A 15,704-nucleotide genomic window follows, 5' to 3' on the forward strand; every position below is an offset into this window, starting at 1 on the left:
TGATATAGAAAGGGAAGAGGAGAATGAATAACACATCATCCGTAGCGGAAAGTGCCGGGAAGATGACGTTTCGCAAAAGCAAAACGCGGATATCCGAAAAAATCATACCGATTTTCCTGGGATTTTGCGCTCTGCTTTCGGTCTTCACCACGATCGGTATAGTTTACACACTTCTGCAGGAATCCGTCATTTTCTTCAAAGAGGTGCCAGTCTGGTCCTTCTTGACGGGAACTGTATGGAGTCCTATTCTCTCCCCGAAAGAATTCGGCGTGCTGCCCCTGCTGGGCGGCACATTGCTGATTACAGGCATTGCGATTTTATTCGCAGTGCCTATCGGCTTGGCGTCTGCTATTTATTTGAATGAGTACGCGCCTGCCCGGGTTCGGGGAGTTGTGAAACCAGTTCTGGAGATTCTCGCCGGTGTACCAACCATTGTGTACGGTTATTTTGCGCTGGAGACGGTCACACCGTTTCTCCAAAAGATTTTTCCCGAAATGGGTATCTTTAATGCATTAAGTGCGGGAATTGTTGTAGGTATCATGGTGCTTCCTATGATTTCTTCCCTGAGTGAAGATGCCATGCGAGCCGTTCCGAAAAGTCTGCGGCACGGAGCCTACGCCCTGGGTGCCACCCGGTTCGAGGTAGCGCTAAAAATCGTATTGCCGGCGGCAATGTCGGGTGTCGTTTCGTCATTCGTACTCGCTTTCTCCCGCGCGATCGGGGAGACAATGATTGTGACGGTAGCTGCTGGAGCGACACCGCATTTAACGGCTAATCCCCTGAATAGCATTCAGACCATGACGTCATACATCGTTCAGGTCAGCAGTGGAGATGTTCCGCGGGGAACCGTGGAATACGGGACAATTTTTGCCGTAGGTCTGACGCTGTTTGTCATCACCTTCTTACTTAACATCTTGGCGCAATGGGTTTCTCGCCGCTTCAGGGAGGAATATTAAATGGAATCGATGAATCTGGGCGAAACCAAGGGAATTACACGGAGACGCCGCAGCGACCGCACCCTGCATCTGGTTTTTCTTGTATGCACAAGCATCGGTATAGTAGCATTAATGGCTTTAATCGTGTCGATCCTGGTGGATGGCCTTCACCGATTATCGCCAGAGATTTTTACGAATTATCCATCTCGCATTGCTGACCGGTCAGGGATGAAGTCTCCAATTGTAGGTACGATTTACCTGCTCCTGCTCATGGCCCCATTGTCATTTATTCTTGGTGTCGGGGCAGCGATATTTTTGGAAGAGTATGCCGGGAAGAACCGCTGGGTGCGGCTGATTCAGTTGAATATCAGTACACTCGCAGGAGTTCCTTCTATTATATACGGTATTCTTGGACTCGCGATTTTTGTACGGGGGATGGGCCTGGGACGAAGCCTGCTGTCAGGTGTATTGACCATGACTCTTCTTGTTCTTCCGATTATTATCGTCTCAGCGCAGGAGGCACTCCGCGCCGTACCTAAAAACCGGAGAAATGCTTCCTATGCGCTTGGGGCTACGAAATGGCAGACGGTTTCAAGGTCTGTTCTGCCATCCGCGATGCCTGGAATTATGACCGGGGTTATTCTGGCCTTGTCCCGTGCGATCGGGGAAACGGCACCACTGATCATGATTGGGGCACTGACGTATGTTGCCTTTTTGCCGGAAAATCTGCTGGATTCATTTACGGTCATGCCGATTCAAATATTCAACTGGGTATCTAGACCAAGTCAGGACTTCCATGATCTGGCTGCCTCAGGGATTATCCTGCTGTTAATCATGCTGTTCATGATGAATCTGATTGCCATCTGGCTGCGAAACAAATACCAGAAGAACACCTAGGACTTGACGAATCAGCTATATTCATATCGTGAATGTTCACAAGAAGGAGACATGATTACTCTATGGAAGCCATTATTCAAATTGAGAAATTGAACTTATATTACGGAATCTATCATGCACTTAAAAATGTAGATCTTGATATCCCAGAGAAGACAGTTACAGCATTTATCGGCCCATCAGGCTGCGGGAAGTCCACACTGCTTCGTACACTCAACCGAATGAATGACATGATTCCGGGTACCCGAATCGAGGGTAGTGTAAAGATTGGAGGAACGGAGATTTACAGTGAGGAAGTCCATGTCGAGGCACTGCGCAAACAAGTAGGCATGGTGTTCCAGCAGCCGAATCCATTCCCTAAATCGATTTATGATAATATCGCTTACGGGCCTCGTCTGCATGGTATTCGCAATAAATCAGAGCTGGATGGAATCGTTGAGCAGAGCCTGAAGCAGGCGGCATTATGGGAGGAAGTAAAAGACTATTTGAAGCGGTCAGCATTCAGTTTATCCGGTGGTCAGCAGCAGCGCCTATGTATTGCCCGCGCACTTGCTGTACAGCCTGACATTCTTTTGATGGATGAGGCTACATCGGCGTTAGATCCGATCTCAACATCAAAAATTGAAGAATTAGTTCAGGAATTAAAGAGTAAATATACGATTGTCATGGTTACGCACAACATGCATCAGGCTGCGCGTATATCAGGACGTACCGTATTCTTTCTGAATGGTGAAGTGATCGAATCAGCAGATACAAATGTGTTATTCTCAACACCATCTGATAAGCGCACAGAAGATTACATTTCTGGTCGATTTGGTTGATGTAAGTTTAATTACAGAGTGGGAGGCGTTATGCATGATACGGAGAGTTGAATTTGATCAACAGCTTGAAGAGCTGAAGACACTGCTGCGGGATATGAGCACGCATACAGAGGAGGCCCTTACAGCAGCGGTGGAATCACTTCAATCATTAGATGCGGAAAAGGCACGGAAGGTGGTCCATCTTGATGCGGATCTGAATGCCATGGAAGAGCAGATCATGGATATCGGCTCCCGTCTGATTCTAACCCAGCAGCCTGTGGCAAAGGATTTACGCCGAATTTTGGTAGCATTTCGAATTGCGAGTGATCTTGAGCGGATGGGGGATTTGGCTCGTGATGTTGCAAAGGTTACTCTTCGGTTGGAAGGTCAGAAGCTGGTCAAGCCGATTGTAGATATTCCCCGGATGGCTGGAATTGTTAATTGCATGATAACAGAAGCTATTGAGTCGTATCTGGAGGAAAACACGGATTTAGCTTACAAAATGGCACGTGATGACGACCAGGTCGATCATCTGTACAGTGTTATTTTTCATGATCTGCTTTCGTACCTTACAGGTGAGCCGGAAGCTGCCAATCAAGCTATGCTGCTCGTAATGGTTGGGAGATACATCGAACGGATTGCGGATCACGCAACCAATATCGGGGAGAGTACGGTTTACCTGGTAACAGGTCATAGACCGGATCTTAATCAGTAGACAAAATATCGAATAACAAATAGCGCCGGGCGAAAAGCCGGCGTTTTTTGTTGAGCTCATAAGAGCGTTTGGGATAAGTCATATGGTTTATCCTATATATATACAATGATTGCTCCCGCGACTTCGGTTTTCAGTGGAACCTATGTTATCATGTGGGAAGGAAGTTATAAAGGGGTAGGTGTCTTAATGGACAAGTTGATCGTAATTGATGGAAACAACATTATTTATCGTGCGTTTTTTGCGATGCCGCCACTAACGAATGCCAGTGGACAGCAGACTAACGCAGTCTATGGATTTACAACAATGCTGCTCCGATTAATTGAAGAGCATAAGCCTACACATATGATGGTTGCGTTTGATGCAGGGAAAGAAACATTCCGTCATGCGGATTTTCAAGACTATAAAGGCAAGCGGGAGAAAACACCGCCGGAGCTTTCCGGACAATTCCCGCTTTTGAAGGAGCTGCTGCAAGGACTCGGGGTAGCTCAGTTTGAGATCAGCGGATATGAAGCGGATGATATCATCGGTACCATTACCCGGCTTGCTGAGGAAGAAGGACGCAGGGTCATGGTGGTCTCAGGGGATAAGGATATGCTTCAATTGGCCTCTGAACATGTAGAAATTGCGATGGTCCGCAAAGGGGTAACCGATATCGAGACATACGGCCCGCCGCAAATTCAGGAGCGCTACGGCCTGACACCAGATCAAATTATCGATTTAAAAGGCTTGATGGGTGATCCATCCGATAACATTCCTGGCGTGCCGGGTGTTGGTGAGAAGACAGCGCTCAAGCTGCTTCATGAATTCGGTTCTGTCGAGCAGGTATTGGAGCGTTCCGGTGAGCTTAAAGGGAAGATGAAAGAGAAAATTGAGAATAATGCGGAATCGGCGATTCTAAGTAAAAAGCTCGCAACGATCTTCCGTGAGGTGCCGCTTACACAGTCATGGTCTGATATGCAGTTTGACGGATTGAATCAGGAAACTGCCGGCCCTGCACTCGCAAAGCTGGAGTTCAAATCGTTACTGGAACGTCTGAAGCTTGATGCAGGAGGCAGTGGCTCTTCAGAGCAGGAACGGTCCGAGGTCGAGGTTGAGGTTGTTACTGTAAATGCTAGCTTATTGTCTAAGGTAGCTTCGGTTCTGGAACAAGTGCAATTTATGCATGTGGAGACGCATGGGGATAATCCGCATCATGCAAGCGTAATTGGAATCGTGCTTGCTGCGGAGGGTGTCCACTATTTTATTCCGTTTGAGTTACTTAAGGAAGAGGCTGCAGAACCAATTCGGAGCTGGCTTGCAGACAGCAGTGTGCCTAAACGGGGATATGATCTTCACCGGATCGATTTGGCACTGCACTGGCAGGGAATCGCTTTTGCCGGCGCGTCCTTTGACGTTCACCTTGCGGCATATTTGCTGGACCCGACCGATTCCAATCAGACCCTCAGCGGATTAGCGGCAAAATATGGCCTGGCTTTCCTTACATCGGATGATGAGGTGTTTGGAAAAGGAGCGAAATATAAAGTTCCGGATGAAGAAACATTAAGCCGGCATTTAGCCCGGAAATGCGAGGCGATCGCTCAAATCATACCGTTACAGGAGCAAGAACTGAAGGACAATGAAATGCTTCCTCTGTTTCATGATCTTGAAATGCCGTTATCCCGTATTCTCGCTGATATGGAGAAGCAGGGTGTGGCAGTCAATGTGGAGGACTTGAAACAGCTTGGGCGCGAGTTCGAAGAGCAAATCAAGACGCTTGTGGAGAAAATATACGATATTGCAGGTACCGAGTTTAATTTGAATTCACCAAAGCAGCTTGGGGAAATCTTATTTGTAAAGCTTGAGCTTCCAGTTGTGAAGAAGACCAAGACAGGTTATTCCACAGATGCGGAAGTGCTTGAGAAATTAGCGCCGTATCATGAGATTGTACAGCATATTCTCAATTATCGAACCATTGCCAAGCTGCAGTCTACCTATGTAGAAGGATTGCTCAAGGAGATCTCGCCCGTGACGGGGAAAGTACATACGTATTTCCGTCAGACGATTGCGGCGACAGGGCGGCTTAGCAGTCAGTTTCCGAATCTGCAAAATATTCCGATTAGACTGGAAGAAGGGCGGAAGCTTCGGAAAGTATTTGTTCCTTCCGAGCCGGGCTGGTCCATACTCGCAGCTGACTATTCACAGATTGAACTCCGGGTCTTGGCGCATATATCCGATGATGATCGCTTGAAGGAAGCCTTCCTGCACGATATGGATATTCACACGAAGACGGCAATGGACGTATTCGGCGTAAGCAAGGACGAAGTAGATTCGAACATGCGCCGTTCTGCTAAAGCTGTTAACTTCGGTATTGTTTACGGAATCAGCGACTATGGATTATCTCAAAACTTGAATATTACACGTAAAGAAGCAGCCAAATTTATCAATCAATATTTTGAAGTGTATCAAGGCGTCCGCCGCTATATGGATGAGATCGTGAAGCAGGCGAAGCGGGATGGATATGTTAAAACACTTCTTGAACGCAGACGCTATTTGCCTGAGATTAATGCAAGTAATTTTAATCTCCGGTCATTTGCAGAACGGACGGCAATGAATACACCAATTCAGGGTACCGCAGCTGATGTTATTAAATTGGCTATGGTCCATATGGATGCGGCGCTGCAGGAGCGTAAACTGAAGAGCCGTATGCTGCTTCAGGTGCATGACGAATTGGTATTTGAGGTGCCGGAAGACGAAATGGAAACAATGAAGACTCTTGTACCTGAAGTGATGAGTAAGGCGCTCCAGCTTTCTGTCCCACTGAAAGCGGAAGTAAGCTATGGAGAGAACTGGTACGAAGCGAAATAAAGCGGCTGGAACGGTTTTTCCAAGAAACCGGGATGCCGCTGACGCTTCACATCCGTTATAATGGGATAGAGGTGAAGACATCATGCCGGAATTGCCGGAAGTAGAAACCGTTAAACGAACATTGAATCAGCTGATAAAGGGTAAACATATAGATCACGTCACAGTAAATCTTCCGCGAATTATTCAGCGTCCGGATGATATTGAAGCATTTGCTTTTATGCTGAAGGGCCACACTATAGAAGGTGTTGAAAGACGGGGAAAGTTTCTGAGGATCAAAATGGACGGCCTGGTGCTTGTATCCCACCTCCGAATGGAGGGGCGATACGGACTATATTCCTCTGAAGAACCAGTGGAGAAGCATACGCATGTCATTTTTCATTTTGATGATGGAACAGAACTCCGTTATAAAGATGTCCGTCAATTCGGAACGATGCATTTATTTGCTCCGGGTGAAGAATTCAGTCATCCTCCGCTTTCGAAGCTTGGTTTCGAGCCGCTGGATGAGACATTTACGCTTGGTGAGTTTAAACAGGTTATAGGCAGTAAGAAAACGAAGATAAAAGTTGTCCTGCTAAATCAGGCATATGTTGTGGGAATCGGTAATATATATGTAGATGAGGCACTCTTTCGGGCTGGAATTCATCCTGAAAGGAACGCAAACTCATTAAGTGATACGGAGCTAGAATCCCTGTATCAGGCTATTATCGATACACTGACAGAAGCGGTGGAAGCAGGCGGGTCATCCATAAAATCTTATGTGAACGGGCAAGGCGAAATGGGCATGTTTCAGCATAGTCTGCGTATATATGGCAGGAAGGACGAGCCTTGCTATAATTGCGGACAACCTGTGATGAAGACTGTTGTTGGCGGCCGCGGAACTCACTTCTGTCCCCGTTGTCAGCCCATGAAGCGTAAGTAATAGGCATGCACCCATCTCATCCTCAATCCATATACTACATGGAGAATTAGCCAAAGGCGTGTGAAAAGCACGACTTGTGGCCGGAGGAGGGATAAGGGTGCTTAGTCTCTTTTATGCACCTGCACTGCTGGCTATGGCACTTAGCCTGGATGGATTTGGGGCTGGCATTACATACGGGCTGCGGAAAACCAAAATTCCGCTTTTGTCGGTATATATTATTTCGTTATGTTCGGGTTTTGTTCTCGGAATATCGATGCAGGCCGGGGTCTTGCTGCAGCGGGTTATTTCCCCTTCAATTGCTTCTTATATGGGGGCAATCATTCTTATTATGATGGGGTGCTGGTCATTTATTCAGCAGATCAGGTCAAAAAGTAACCCTCTATGTGAGGAAAAGCAAATCCTTACAAAGATAAGTAATGCCGAGCATACAGTCTCTGGTCAAGGATCGGTTTTTGGACAGCAGATGGCTGTGTTTTCATTAGAAATACGTAAGCTTGGCCTTGTAATACAGATATTACGAAGCCCGTCGCGGGCAGACATGGATGATTCCGGCAGTATATCATCATGGGAAGCGATGTGGCTTGGAATTGCGTTATCACTCGATGCTTTTGGTGCAGGGCTAGGCGCTGCTATGCTGGGCTTATCACCATGGCTGACTTCCTTATTTGCTGCACTTTTTAGCGGAGTGTTCCTTGTACTTGGGATGAAAGTCGGGTTCAGATTCGCATCAAGGGGAGGGATGAAGTATATTTCATACCTTCCGGCGATACTATTAATTTTCATGGGCATAATGAAGCTGTAATGAGGTGAAATCATGAATATCGGTTTAACTGGAGGAATAGCAACTGGCAAGAGTACCGTGTCCTCCATGCTAATCCGGAAGGGAGCGCTTCTCGTTGATGCGGATATCATCGCCCGGGAGGTGATGCTCCCGGGTCATCCGGTATTGGCGGCGGTGGCCGCACATTTTGGACAAGATATCATTCAAGCCGATGGGCAATTGGATCGAAAGAAGCTTGGAGAAGTTATTTTTAATGATCCTGAGGAAAGGCTTGCATTAAATGGGATCACACATCCTGCGATACGTCAGGAAATCCGAAGACAGATGGCGGAGTATGAAGCAGCATATCCGGATCGGCTGGTTGTTGTGGATATTCCATTGCTGTATGAGTCAGAATTGCAGACGTTATTTGAGAAGGTTGTGGCCGTGTATGTGCCACGAGAGAAACAGATTGAGCGTTTAATGGAACGCGATAAGATTACAGAAGAGCAGGCATTGGCACGGTTGAACAGCCAGATGGATATCGAGCAGAAGAAGAGCATGGCTGATGAGGTCATTGATAATAGTGGAACCATGGAAGAGACAAGTGAACAAGTGGACAAGCTCTGGAGCAGGTTAGTCCCATGATAAACCTGAAATGGCTTCGAAAAAAACGTGTACTGCTTCCTCTGCTGATCTCATTTATAGCTGTCCTGTTCTTGAGCAACATTTGGATGACATGGCTTTATCCGATTTATTATAAAGACCAGATCCGCAAGCATTCGAATTATTATGAGGTAGATCCTTTTCTTGTTGCTTCCATTATCCGGGTTGAAACAAACTATAAACCGGGTAAAGAGTCAAAGGTGGGGGCGCTTGGCATCATGCAGCTTATGCCGGAGACTGCAAGCTGGGCCATGGAAATGGCCAAGCTTCCTTCGGTAACGATGGATAGTATCAAGCATGAAGCGGATGCCAATATCCAGCTCGGCACCTGGTATATCAAAAAGCTGTATGAACAAATGGATGGAAATCCAATCGCTGCGATTGCTGCTTATAATGCCGGACCAGGAAATGTCCGAAGCTGGATTAAAAAAGGGCTTTGGGATGGGTCTTACGAGAATGTTAGGAATATTCCCGTTGGAGAAACCCGTCATTATGTACAAAGGGTCATTTATTATTATAATCAATATACCGATTTATACGATGAGTTCTGAGAAAATCCAGCCGTTTTCCGGAAATACGAACTCAGTTGATCCATGGTACAATATATAGATATCAGATTATTTTGGCCAGAGGATTGCTTGACTGAAATCTTTAAAAGGTAAGTGCGTATGTAAAAAAACACTGGCCGGCTTGAATAATCAAGCCGACCAGCGCTGTCTCGAATGAAGAATTAATTATTGACCGGAGAATTGACCAGCCAATTGCTGCTCGGCCAGGGTTACCAGACGTTTGGTAATATATCCCCCGATCGAACCGTTCTCGTAAGCTGTCATGTTACCTTGGTAACCGTCTTGAGGGATGCTGATGCCCAGTTCTTGAGCAACTTCGTATTTCATTTGCTCCAAGGCACCGTTTGCACGAGGCACTACCAGGTTGTTAGAGTTGTTGCTTTGTCCCATATCTGTTCACCTCCTTGAGTTGGTAAAGATATTATGTCTCGGAATAACAAACTTCATAACAACCAACGTTACCACATTTTTTGGAAATTAATTTGGAACTGAAGAGAAAGTCCATAATAAAGGAAGTGATTACGTTTTATGAAATGCCCATACTGCGGTTACGCTGGAACGAAAGTGCTCGATTCACGTCCTGCTAATGAGAACAAGTCTATTCGCCGCCGTAGAGAATGCGAGCAGTGCAGCCGCCGGTTTACGACCTTTGAAATGGTGGAGGAGACTCCGCTGATGGTTATTAAGAAGGACGGCAGCCGTGAGGAATTCAGCCGTGAGAAAGTACTTCGAGGCTTAATGCGTGCCTGTGAGAAGCGGCCTGTCTCTGTAGAACAGCTGGATATGATCGTTTCAGAGGTTGAGAGCGCTCTTCGCAAGACAGCTGCTGCTGAGGTTGAGAGCCGTCAGATTGGCGAGCTGTTAATGGAGCAATTGTATACGATCGATGAAGTAGCTTATGTTCGCTTCGCATCGGTTTACAGACATTTTAAAGATATCAATATGTTTATGAAAGAGCTGAAAGGTCTGTTGTCTAAAGACGATATGTCTGACACGGATCAATAAGGCTTATCCAGATTAGGAAGTCCTCATGGGTTTGAGGGCTTTTTTTGCGTTGTTTTTTTATGCTTGTTAGAGGAAGTGAAGTGAGATAAGTTAGAGGGAAGTATGAGTTGGCCTTAGTTTATAGATAGGAGGGATGCTCTGATGATAACGATTAAGCGTCTGTCGGAATGTACTTTTAGGGAGGCTGCCGAGGTATTTAATAAGGGATTTGAAGGTTACTATGTCCCGTTGAAGGTGAACGTGGATCAGTTTATACAGCATCTTGTGAATGGAAGGCTGTCATCTGAGCTCTCAGTCTTGGCTTTCATGGACGGGCAGCCAGTGGGGTTCGTGTTAAACGGGATTCAAATGATTGACGGCAAAAAAATTGCCCGTAATGGCGGTACGGGGGTTATTGCGGAGTATCGGCGATCAGGTGTGGGCAAGGCTCTCATGGACAAGACCCTTGAGATTTATGAAGAGGAGGAAGTAGATATCGCCGTGCTTGAGGCATTTAGTGTGAATGAAAAGGCGATTGCTCTCTACGAGAAGTCGGGGTACCAAGTGAAGGAAAGATTGCTGTTTTTGGAATGGAGTTCTGCTGCAAAGCTCAACCCGTTTCTTTCTGACTCAGAAGAAGGGATGTACCAAGTGGATTATGGAACCCCGCGAGATGCAGGTATGCTATCCTTCTATAAGAACGATGCCCCGTCGCAAAATCACTGGGAAAACCTAGTGAATGCAAATTCCGTGCTTGTTCGGAGCCATGACGGAGAGACGGTCGGTTACGCTCTTTACAAGCGCGGTCTGAAACCATCTGGAGATTTAGCAGCGATTACTTTGTTTCAATGCGAGGCAGCTCCGGGGCGCCAGGATCAGGACGCTATATTGAAGTGTGCACTTTCGAATGTGTTCGCTCCATATGAGGTAGACTGCAAACGTTCAACCTTTAATTTACCGGATCCGAATCAGGCTCTTATCAAAATTCTTCATGAGGCTGGGTTTAGACAAGCGTTTACAGATAAGAGTGTTCTGCTTGAACAGGTACATATGTATAAAAGGATGAAGTGAAATGGATTTATCGAGCGGGATTAAGTTGTCATCCCCGGAACTGGTTTGGTTTCGGGGGTGGCAATTCCCAAGATTCCCACAAACGTAAATGGTTACATTCGTCTATTTTTTTGGTTGCACGCTATATAAGGCTGTGATATATTAATAAAGTACTGTTTTTGATAAAATTTTTATTTTGGGGCCTTAGCTCAGCTGGGAGAGCGCATCGCTGGCAGCGATGAGGTCAGGGGTTCGATCCCCCTAGGCTCCATATGAAGAAAGAGGTTGATCCATGAGGATCAACCTCTTTCTATGTTTAGAGAAGTACCTACCATGGCGAACCGTATGGCTCGTCTATAACAGGTGGGGGCGTATCAGCATGGTGGCGGGGGAGTATTAATCTTGCATAGGTAAATCGCTTTAGTGAGTAATTTCGGTGGTGATTCTTGGCCAAATCGGTCAATAGCGGCGCACAGTTCCGTAAGGTTTTCAAAAACGCCATATTTTGCTTAATAGCGTCTCTCAGTTCCGTAGCTTCTTCGCGCCTACCCACTGTATCCTCATCACGCCTACTTATCACTCACTTTTCCCTTTTCTCATCTCAACACCTCAAGTTATTGTCAATATTCAACTGATAAGTCCGAAATCTCATTTTCCCTCCAACCACTAGTACATGTTGTTTCTCGACTAAGCTATGCAGTACATTTCGAGCATAACGATCGGTCACTTGAAGATGCGCCGCAAGCTCCATAGGTGTAAATGGTCTTAGAAGTCTTCGGGCATATCGAACTGTTTCTGCTTCCATGCTGTTCAATTGGACATCTGCATCGAATGAAAGAAATTTCCCAATAAATGATAAGACCAACTGTTTGCAAAACTCCGGTTCTTCTTGAATCGACAAATACGCAATAGGTAAGTAGATCCAATCATCAAGCGACAACAAACTTTGTCTGCGACACAAGTCTTTGAAACGACGTGTATCCAAATCTCTGGCATGTGATCGGTAATCTTGAATTTCGATATTTCCTTTAGCACCTGATCGAACGTAATAATTCTAAAGTTCCATGACTTAGTCCTTTTTGTAACAACTCACGCCTTCGATGGTTCTTCACTTGGTCAAAAATGCCGCCTCGATACTGTTAAGTATCAAGGCGGCATTTGCTTCATGACCGTTGTCTTGAGTATAGCATTCAAATATTACTCAATCGTATTCAATCTTGCTTTTAGTTCCTGTTTAATCTGATTTTCTTTCTTTTCATATTTTACATATTTCAACATAATGATCGCGCCAACCGCGAAGAAAATCGCCGGCAGCCAGGTGAAGCAGAACTTGATGGCATTTAAGGACTGTTCCGTCTGTGCCGTGTTGGCCACATAGCCTGCAGAATTGAGGATCACGGAAGGAATAAAGCTGCCAAGTCCCGCCCCCAGCTTAATGCAGAACGAAATTCCGACTGCGGTCAGGAAGCCGCTGGCTCTGATACCGCTCTTCCATTCGCCATAATCGACCGTATCCGAAAGCATGGCAAACGGCAGAGTAACCGCTATTCCTGTACCTAAAGATGCTATTGTCCATCCAACAATAATCATTGTGATGCTGCTTCCGGCAAATCCGATGATGATTTGTCCCAAGGCGGCTAATGACAATCCGATGATTTGGGTGTGAGACTTAATAAATCTTTTGACCAAATACGGCAGCAAGGTGATGGACACCATTTGGACCACGACAAGACCATTCAAGATAGAGGCCCAATTTTTATGTCCCAGATTATACTCTGTGTAATAGATTACTGTAGATGCTCTTGCTGTGTTCCCGAGCCAGTAGAAAATGAAGACCAACACCAGCGTAATCCACGGCCAGTTTCCTTTAACGGCGCGGAAGCTTTCTCGAATCGAAATGGGTTTAGCTTTCTCTGTAATTCCGATCTCCTTCGTACCGCTGAAAGCGAACAAGAGAAGAAGGATTGCTGCAACTGCAAAGATACCAACAGTAATGCTAAAGCCTGTTTTATCGTTCCCTTGGCCAAAGAATTGAACGAGTGGAAGGGTAAAAGAAGCGGTAATGAGGTATCCGATCATTCCTCCGTTGCTTCTCCAGGAATTTAGCCGAACTCTCTCATCCGAATCATAGGTCAGATTGGGAAGCGCCGACGACATGGAGGCGCTGATCCCTGTATAAATAATACCGGATACAATATAGGTAATCAAAGCATAAGCTGTTTTGGCGCCGGGAGATAAATCCGGAACCAGGAAAGCCAGGAAAACGGCAACTCCGAAAGGAACGGAAAGCCATAACCAATAGGGACGGCTTTGCCCCCATTTGGTACGCGTATGGTCAATCAGGATTCCCCATATGGGAGCGTCCAAAGCATCGATTATTCTGGCTATTAGCAGGATCATACCTGCGGCTGCAACAGAAATCCCAAATACATCGGTATAGAAATACATAATATAGCTTGTCAGCGTGCAGTAAAGCAAGTTCCCTGCAGTATCGGTACTGGCAAAAGCCAGGATTCGTTTTAATGGCAGCTTTGATGTCTTTGAATCATTATCTTCTATCGTTTTTACCTTTTGTAACGTTTGTTCCATTGTTTATCTCACCTCTTGCGCTTTTTTTGTAGGGATAAACCGGCCTTCTGAATATAAAATCTGGCTTGTAATTTCCCCATTGGCAGAAATGTAGTGGGAGTCAGCGTCATAAAAATGGTATTCCGTAGGGTAAGGCGCGTAGCTGTGAATGAGCAGCCCTTGATCGGTATGCTCCAAGCAGCCATTAATGACCTTTATTTGGCCATCCTCTAAATAGAGGAAGGTTTTTTTGCCGAATCCATCAAGGTAAGCCGCAAGCTCTTCACCCATGTCCCAGTCAGAGGTTTCTTCTTCTTTGCTGAACAGCTTCGAGAAAATTCCGCCGTCTCGATAAAAGGTGGATTGCCCAAACCGATTTCTTGATAGATCGGGACGATTGATGTTCGGCCCCCCGACACTATAGGTAGATGCGGCTTCACCGGTACTGAGCCTCCGGTCCGTTGCTTTGGCATCCGTATCGTAGCAATATAAAATACCTACAGTTGCGCGATAAGCCGCCTTTAAATAACGGGTATCCTGTAAAGCCTCATATACTTTAAGCGTAGCCGCAGCCGTTAATCCGCCCCACAAGGAGTGAATCATATAAGAGAGTGCTTCCCACCAGCGATCCGGATTTTGTGCTCTAAAATCGTTCGAAAAACCGATGTTGGCGAGCAGCAATTCTCCGTACTTCTTGGCAGCTTCGAGATGGCCGGAACTAGCCAGTGCGCCTGCTGCCGGACCAAACCCGGCATTGTCGTAAAAATGCTCAGTCACCGCTGCTTTATAAGTATCACTGTCCTTGGCAACGCTCGCGGCGATGCCCGACCATAATTCGTTTATTTCGTTATATTTATCTGTGAGTCCGCGTTTTTTCATCTCATCCAGTAAACCGTCGATGTATAAAAAGAATGTCCCTAGCATTTTCGCTTCTTCTTTTCCTCTAGGCGTGTGATGCAAAGAAGGATTTACGCGCAATCTAAAAACTTCCGCAGCCCATTCCAAATAAATATCAGGGCTATTATACTTTAATATTTTCTGGTCAAATCGGGACAATAAATAGAAGACATGGCCAATATATTCGAAATCCATGCATCGATAAAAATCGCCATAGAGCAGGGAGGGCTTTGAAAAATCTCCGTTAACAAACCATTTTGGCCGAATGTAGTTAACGCAGCTTTCCTCAATCTTTTGCACCTCTGATAGATCTGGAGTGTCTCCTAGTAAGTTCTTTTTCAAAACAAAGCTTAATTTTCCGAGTGATTCTCCCTGATTGGAAATAGGGGAATAGGAATAGGGGGTGTCCCCCTCGGAGCCGTTATAGAGCACATTGCTGATATACTGCGCCCTATTGGAAAGAATACTTTCGATAGAATTCATCACATTGATCACAACACTATCCGTTTTTTCATGATCCAATGCGATTGAAATTTTATGTTCACCAGGCTCTTCAAAAATGATATTAGCCTTATATTCGCTTTCATTTTTATTCATATATGACATGATGTTTCGTATTTTACGCTCTCCCTTGGAATCTACCCACTCTACAAATGCATCTGTTAAAGCTGCAGGAGAGGGCAGGGTGAAAGAGAAATGGTAGGGCTTATTCGTTATAGCAAGCGGTTCAAACTGATAAACCGGATGCCCGTATTTTTTGCCAACCTGATCGAAGCTCGCTTGATCCTCAATTTCCTCAAAAGCAAACTGCCAGCTCTTTTCGCCTTTTTTCGGCACGGAAAAACCATCTTTTGAATAGATCCAATCCGAGTTGCTAAACCCTTCAGGATATCCGCCTGCAAATATCAACTGATGGAATAAAATGCCATCCAATGAGGGGGAAGCGTTTTCAAAGAAGAGATTCTCATACCTGCAAAAGGTGCCGACAGATTTCGTTTCGCCGTTGATCTGGTAAAGGCCAAGGTGCGGCCCTTTATTGCTTCTTCTCACACACGCCAATTTCGTGAAGCTCTTTGAAATCGACGGAAATACGGCGGTTGAAT

14 protein-coding genes, 1 tRNA gene and 1 pseudogene are annotated in these 15,704 nt (G+C 45.8%); 12 read left to right on the forward strand and 4 right to left on the reverse strand.

Annotated elements, in window-relative coordinates; genetic code table 11:
* Window positions 1-23 precede the first annotated feature (23 nt).
* The 9 genes from pstC to BN1234_RS12875 all read left to right on the forward strand — a co-directional run bounded on the left by pstC (window position 24) and on the right by BN1234_RS12875 (window position 9,084).
* Window positions 24-956, forward strand: a complete 933-nt coding sequence (gene pstC, locus BN1234_RS12835; protein WP_054957063.1) for a phosphate ABC transporter permease subunit PstC — start codon at window positions 24-26, stop codon at window positions 954-956.
* Window positions 957-1,832: a phosphate ABC transporter permease PstA gene (gene pstA, locus BN1234_RS12840; RefSeq protein ID WP_054957064.1), complete on the forward strand. Its 876-nt coding sequence runs from the start codon at window positions 957-959 to the stop codon at window positions 1,830-1,832. It begins immediately after the preceding gene.
* Window positions 1,833-1,894: 62 nt separating this feature from the next.
* Window positions 1,895-2,650, forward strand: coding sequence for a phosphate ABC transporter ATP-binding protein PstB (pstB, locus tag BN1234_RS12845; RefSeq protein ID WP_054957065.1), 756 nt, complete (start codon window positions 1,895-1,897; stop codon window positions 2,648-2,650).
* Between the two features lie 34 nt (window positions 2,651-2,684).
* Complete coding sequence (phoU, locus tag BN1234_RS12850) at window positions 2,685-3,344, forward strand: phosphate signaling complex protein PhoU (RefSeq protein WP_054957066.1); 660 nt, start codon at window positions 2,685-2,687, stop codon at window positions 3,342-3,344.
* A 186-nt stretch (window positions 3,345-3,530) separates the two neighbouring features.
* Entirely contained in the window at window positions 3,531-6,188 is a 2,658-nt protein-coding gene (polA, locus tag BN1234_RS12855) for a DNA polymerase I (protein ID WP_054957067.1), read from the forward strand.
* A gap of 82 nt (window positions 6,189-6,270) precedes the next feature.
* Window positions 6,271-7,107 (forward strand): DNA-formamidopyrimidine glycosylase, encoded by an 837-nt coding sequence (gene mutM, locus BN1234_RS12860; RefSeq protein WP_054957068.1) that lies wholly within the window; start codon window positions 6,271-6,273, stop codon window positions 7,105-7,107.
* 97 nt (window positions 7,108-7,204) lie between these two features.
* Window positions 7,205-7,909 carry a sporulation membrane protein YtaF gene (gene ytaF / locus BN1234_RS12865; RefSeq protein WP_054957069.1) on the forward strand — a complete coding sequence of 235 codons (705 nt, stop codon included), beginning with the start codon at window positions 7,205-7,207 and terminating at the stop codon, window positions 7,907-7,909.
* Between the two features lie 12 nt (window positions 7,910-7,921).
* A complete protein-coding gene (coaE, locus tag BN1234_RS12870; RefSeq protein WP_054957070.1) occupies window positions 7,922-8,515 on the forward strand; it encodes a dephospho-CoA kinase in 594 nt (197 codons plus the stop codon).
* A gap of 5 nt (window positions 8,516-8,520) precedes the next feature.
* A complete protein-coding gene (locus BN1234_RS12875) occupies window positions 8,521-9,084 on the forward strand; it encodes a lytic transglycosylase domain-containing protein (RefSeq protein WP_054957080.1) in 564 nt (187 codons plus the stop codon).
* Window positions 9,085-9,267: 183 nt separating this feature from the next.
* Here the strand turns inward: BN1234_RS12875 and BN1234_RS12880 are convergent, their stop codons facing one another.
* Window positions 9,268-9,492, reverse strand: a complete 225-nt coding sequence (locus BN1234_RS12880; protein WP_054957071.1) for an alpha/beta-type small acid-soluble spore protein — start codon at window positions 9,490-9,492, stop codon at window positions 9,268-9,270.
* Between the two features lie 138 nt (window positions 9,493-9,630).
* On the opposite strand from BN1234_RS12880, the gene nrdR reads away from it, so the two are divergent.
* From nrdR to BN1234_RS12895, 3 genes are all read left to right on the forward strand, one after another.
* Window positions 9,631-10,107: a transcriptional regulator NrdR gene (gene nrdR, locus BN1234_RS12885; RefSeq protein ID WP_054957072.1), complete on the forward strand. Its 477-nt coding sequence runs from the start codon at window positions 9,631-9,633 to the stop codon at window positions 10,105-10,107.
* Window positions 10,108-10,248: 141 nt separating this feature from the next.
* Window positions 10,249-11,157 (forward strand): GNAT family N-acetyltransferase, encoded by a 909-nt coding sequence (locus BN1234_RS12890; protein WP_054957073.1) that lies wholly within the window; start codon window positions 10,249-10,251, stop codon window positions 11,155-11,157.
* 177 nt (window positions 11,158-11,334) lie between these two features.
* Window positions 11,335-11,407 (forward strand) — tRNA-Ala (locus BN1234_RS12895).
* A 330-nt stretch (window positions 11,408-11,737) separates the two neighbouring features.
* Here the strand turns inward: BN1234_RS12895 and BN1234_RS22765 are convergent.
* From BN1234_RS22765 to BN1234_RS12905, 3 genes and pseudogenes are all read right to left on the reverse strand, one after another.
* Window positions 11,738-12,260, reverse strand: a pseudogene (locus BN1234_RS22765) (transcriptional regulator).
* A 73-nt stretch (window positions 12,261-12,333) separates the two neighbouring features.
* Window positions 12,334-13,725 carry a glycoside-pentoside-hexuronide (GPH):cation symporter gene (locus tag BN1234_RS12900; protein ID WP_054957074.1) on the reverse strand — a complete coding sequence of 464 codons (1,392 nt, stop codon included), beginning with the start codon at window positions 13,723-13,725 and terminating at the stop codon, window positions 12,334-12,336.
* 3 nt (window positions 13,726-13,728) lie between these two features.
* On the reverse strand, window positions 13,729-15,704 hold a 1,976-nt coding region (locus tag BN1234_RS12905), incomplete at its 5' end, for a hypothetical protein (protein ID WP_211751805.1).

It is taken from the genome of Paenibacillus dakarensis, from assembly GCF_001373415.1.
Taxonomy (GTDB): domain Bacteria; phylum Bacillota; class Bacilli; order Paenibacillales; family Paenibacillaceae; genus Paenibacillus_AQ; species Paenibacillus_AQ dakarensis.

What these genes read in the sequence shown, in the direction of transcription:
- mutM (WP_054957068.1), top strand. Translation starts at nt 6,271, where the DNA reads ATGCCGGAATTGCCGGAAGTAGAAACCGTTAAACGAACATTGAATCAG.
- nrdR (WP_054957072.1), top strand. Translation starts at nt 9,631, where the DNA reads ATGAAATGCCCATACTGCGGTTACGCTGGAACGAAAGTGCTCGATTCA.
- BN1234_RS12880 (WP_054957071.1), bottom strand. Translation starts at nt 9,492, where the DNA reads ATGGGACAAAGCAACAACTCTAACAACCTGGTAGTGCCTCGTGCAAAC.
- polA (WP_054957067.1), top strand. Translation starts at nt 3,531, where the DNA reads ATGGACAAGTTGATCGTAATTGATGGAAACAACATTATTTATCGTGCG.
- pstB (WP_054957065.1), top strand. Translation starts at nt 1,895, where the DNA reads ATGGAAGCCATTATTCAAATTGAGAAATTGAACTTATATTACGGAATC.
- BN1234_RS12900 (WP_054957074.1), bottom strand. Translation starts at nt 13,725, where the DNA reads ATGGAACAAACGTTACAAAAGGTAAAAACGATAGAAGATAATGATTCA.
- coaE (WP_054957070.1), top strand. Translation starts at nt 7,922, where the DNA reads ATGAATATCGGTTTAACTGGAGGAATAGCAACTGGCAAGAGTACCGTG.
- pstC (WP_054957063.1), top strand. Translation starts at nt 24, where the DNA reads ATGAATAACACATCATCCGTAGCGGAAAGTGCCGGGAAGATGACGTTT.
- phoU (WP_054957066.1), top strand. Translation starts at nt 2,685, where the DNA reads ATGATACGGAGAGTTGAATTTGATCAACAGCTTGAAGAGCTGAAGACA.
- pstA (WP_054957064.1), top strand. Translation starts at nt 957, where the DNA reads ATGGAATCGATGAATCTGGGCGAAACCAAGGGAATTACACGGAGACGC.
- BN1234_RS12890 (WP_054957073.1), top strand. Translation starts at nt 10,249, where the DNA reads ATGATAACGATTAAGCGTCTGTCGGAATGTACTTTTAGGGAGGCTGCC.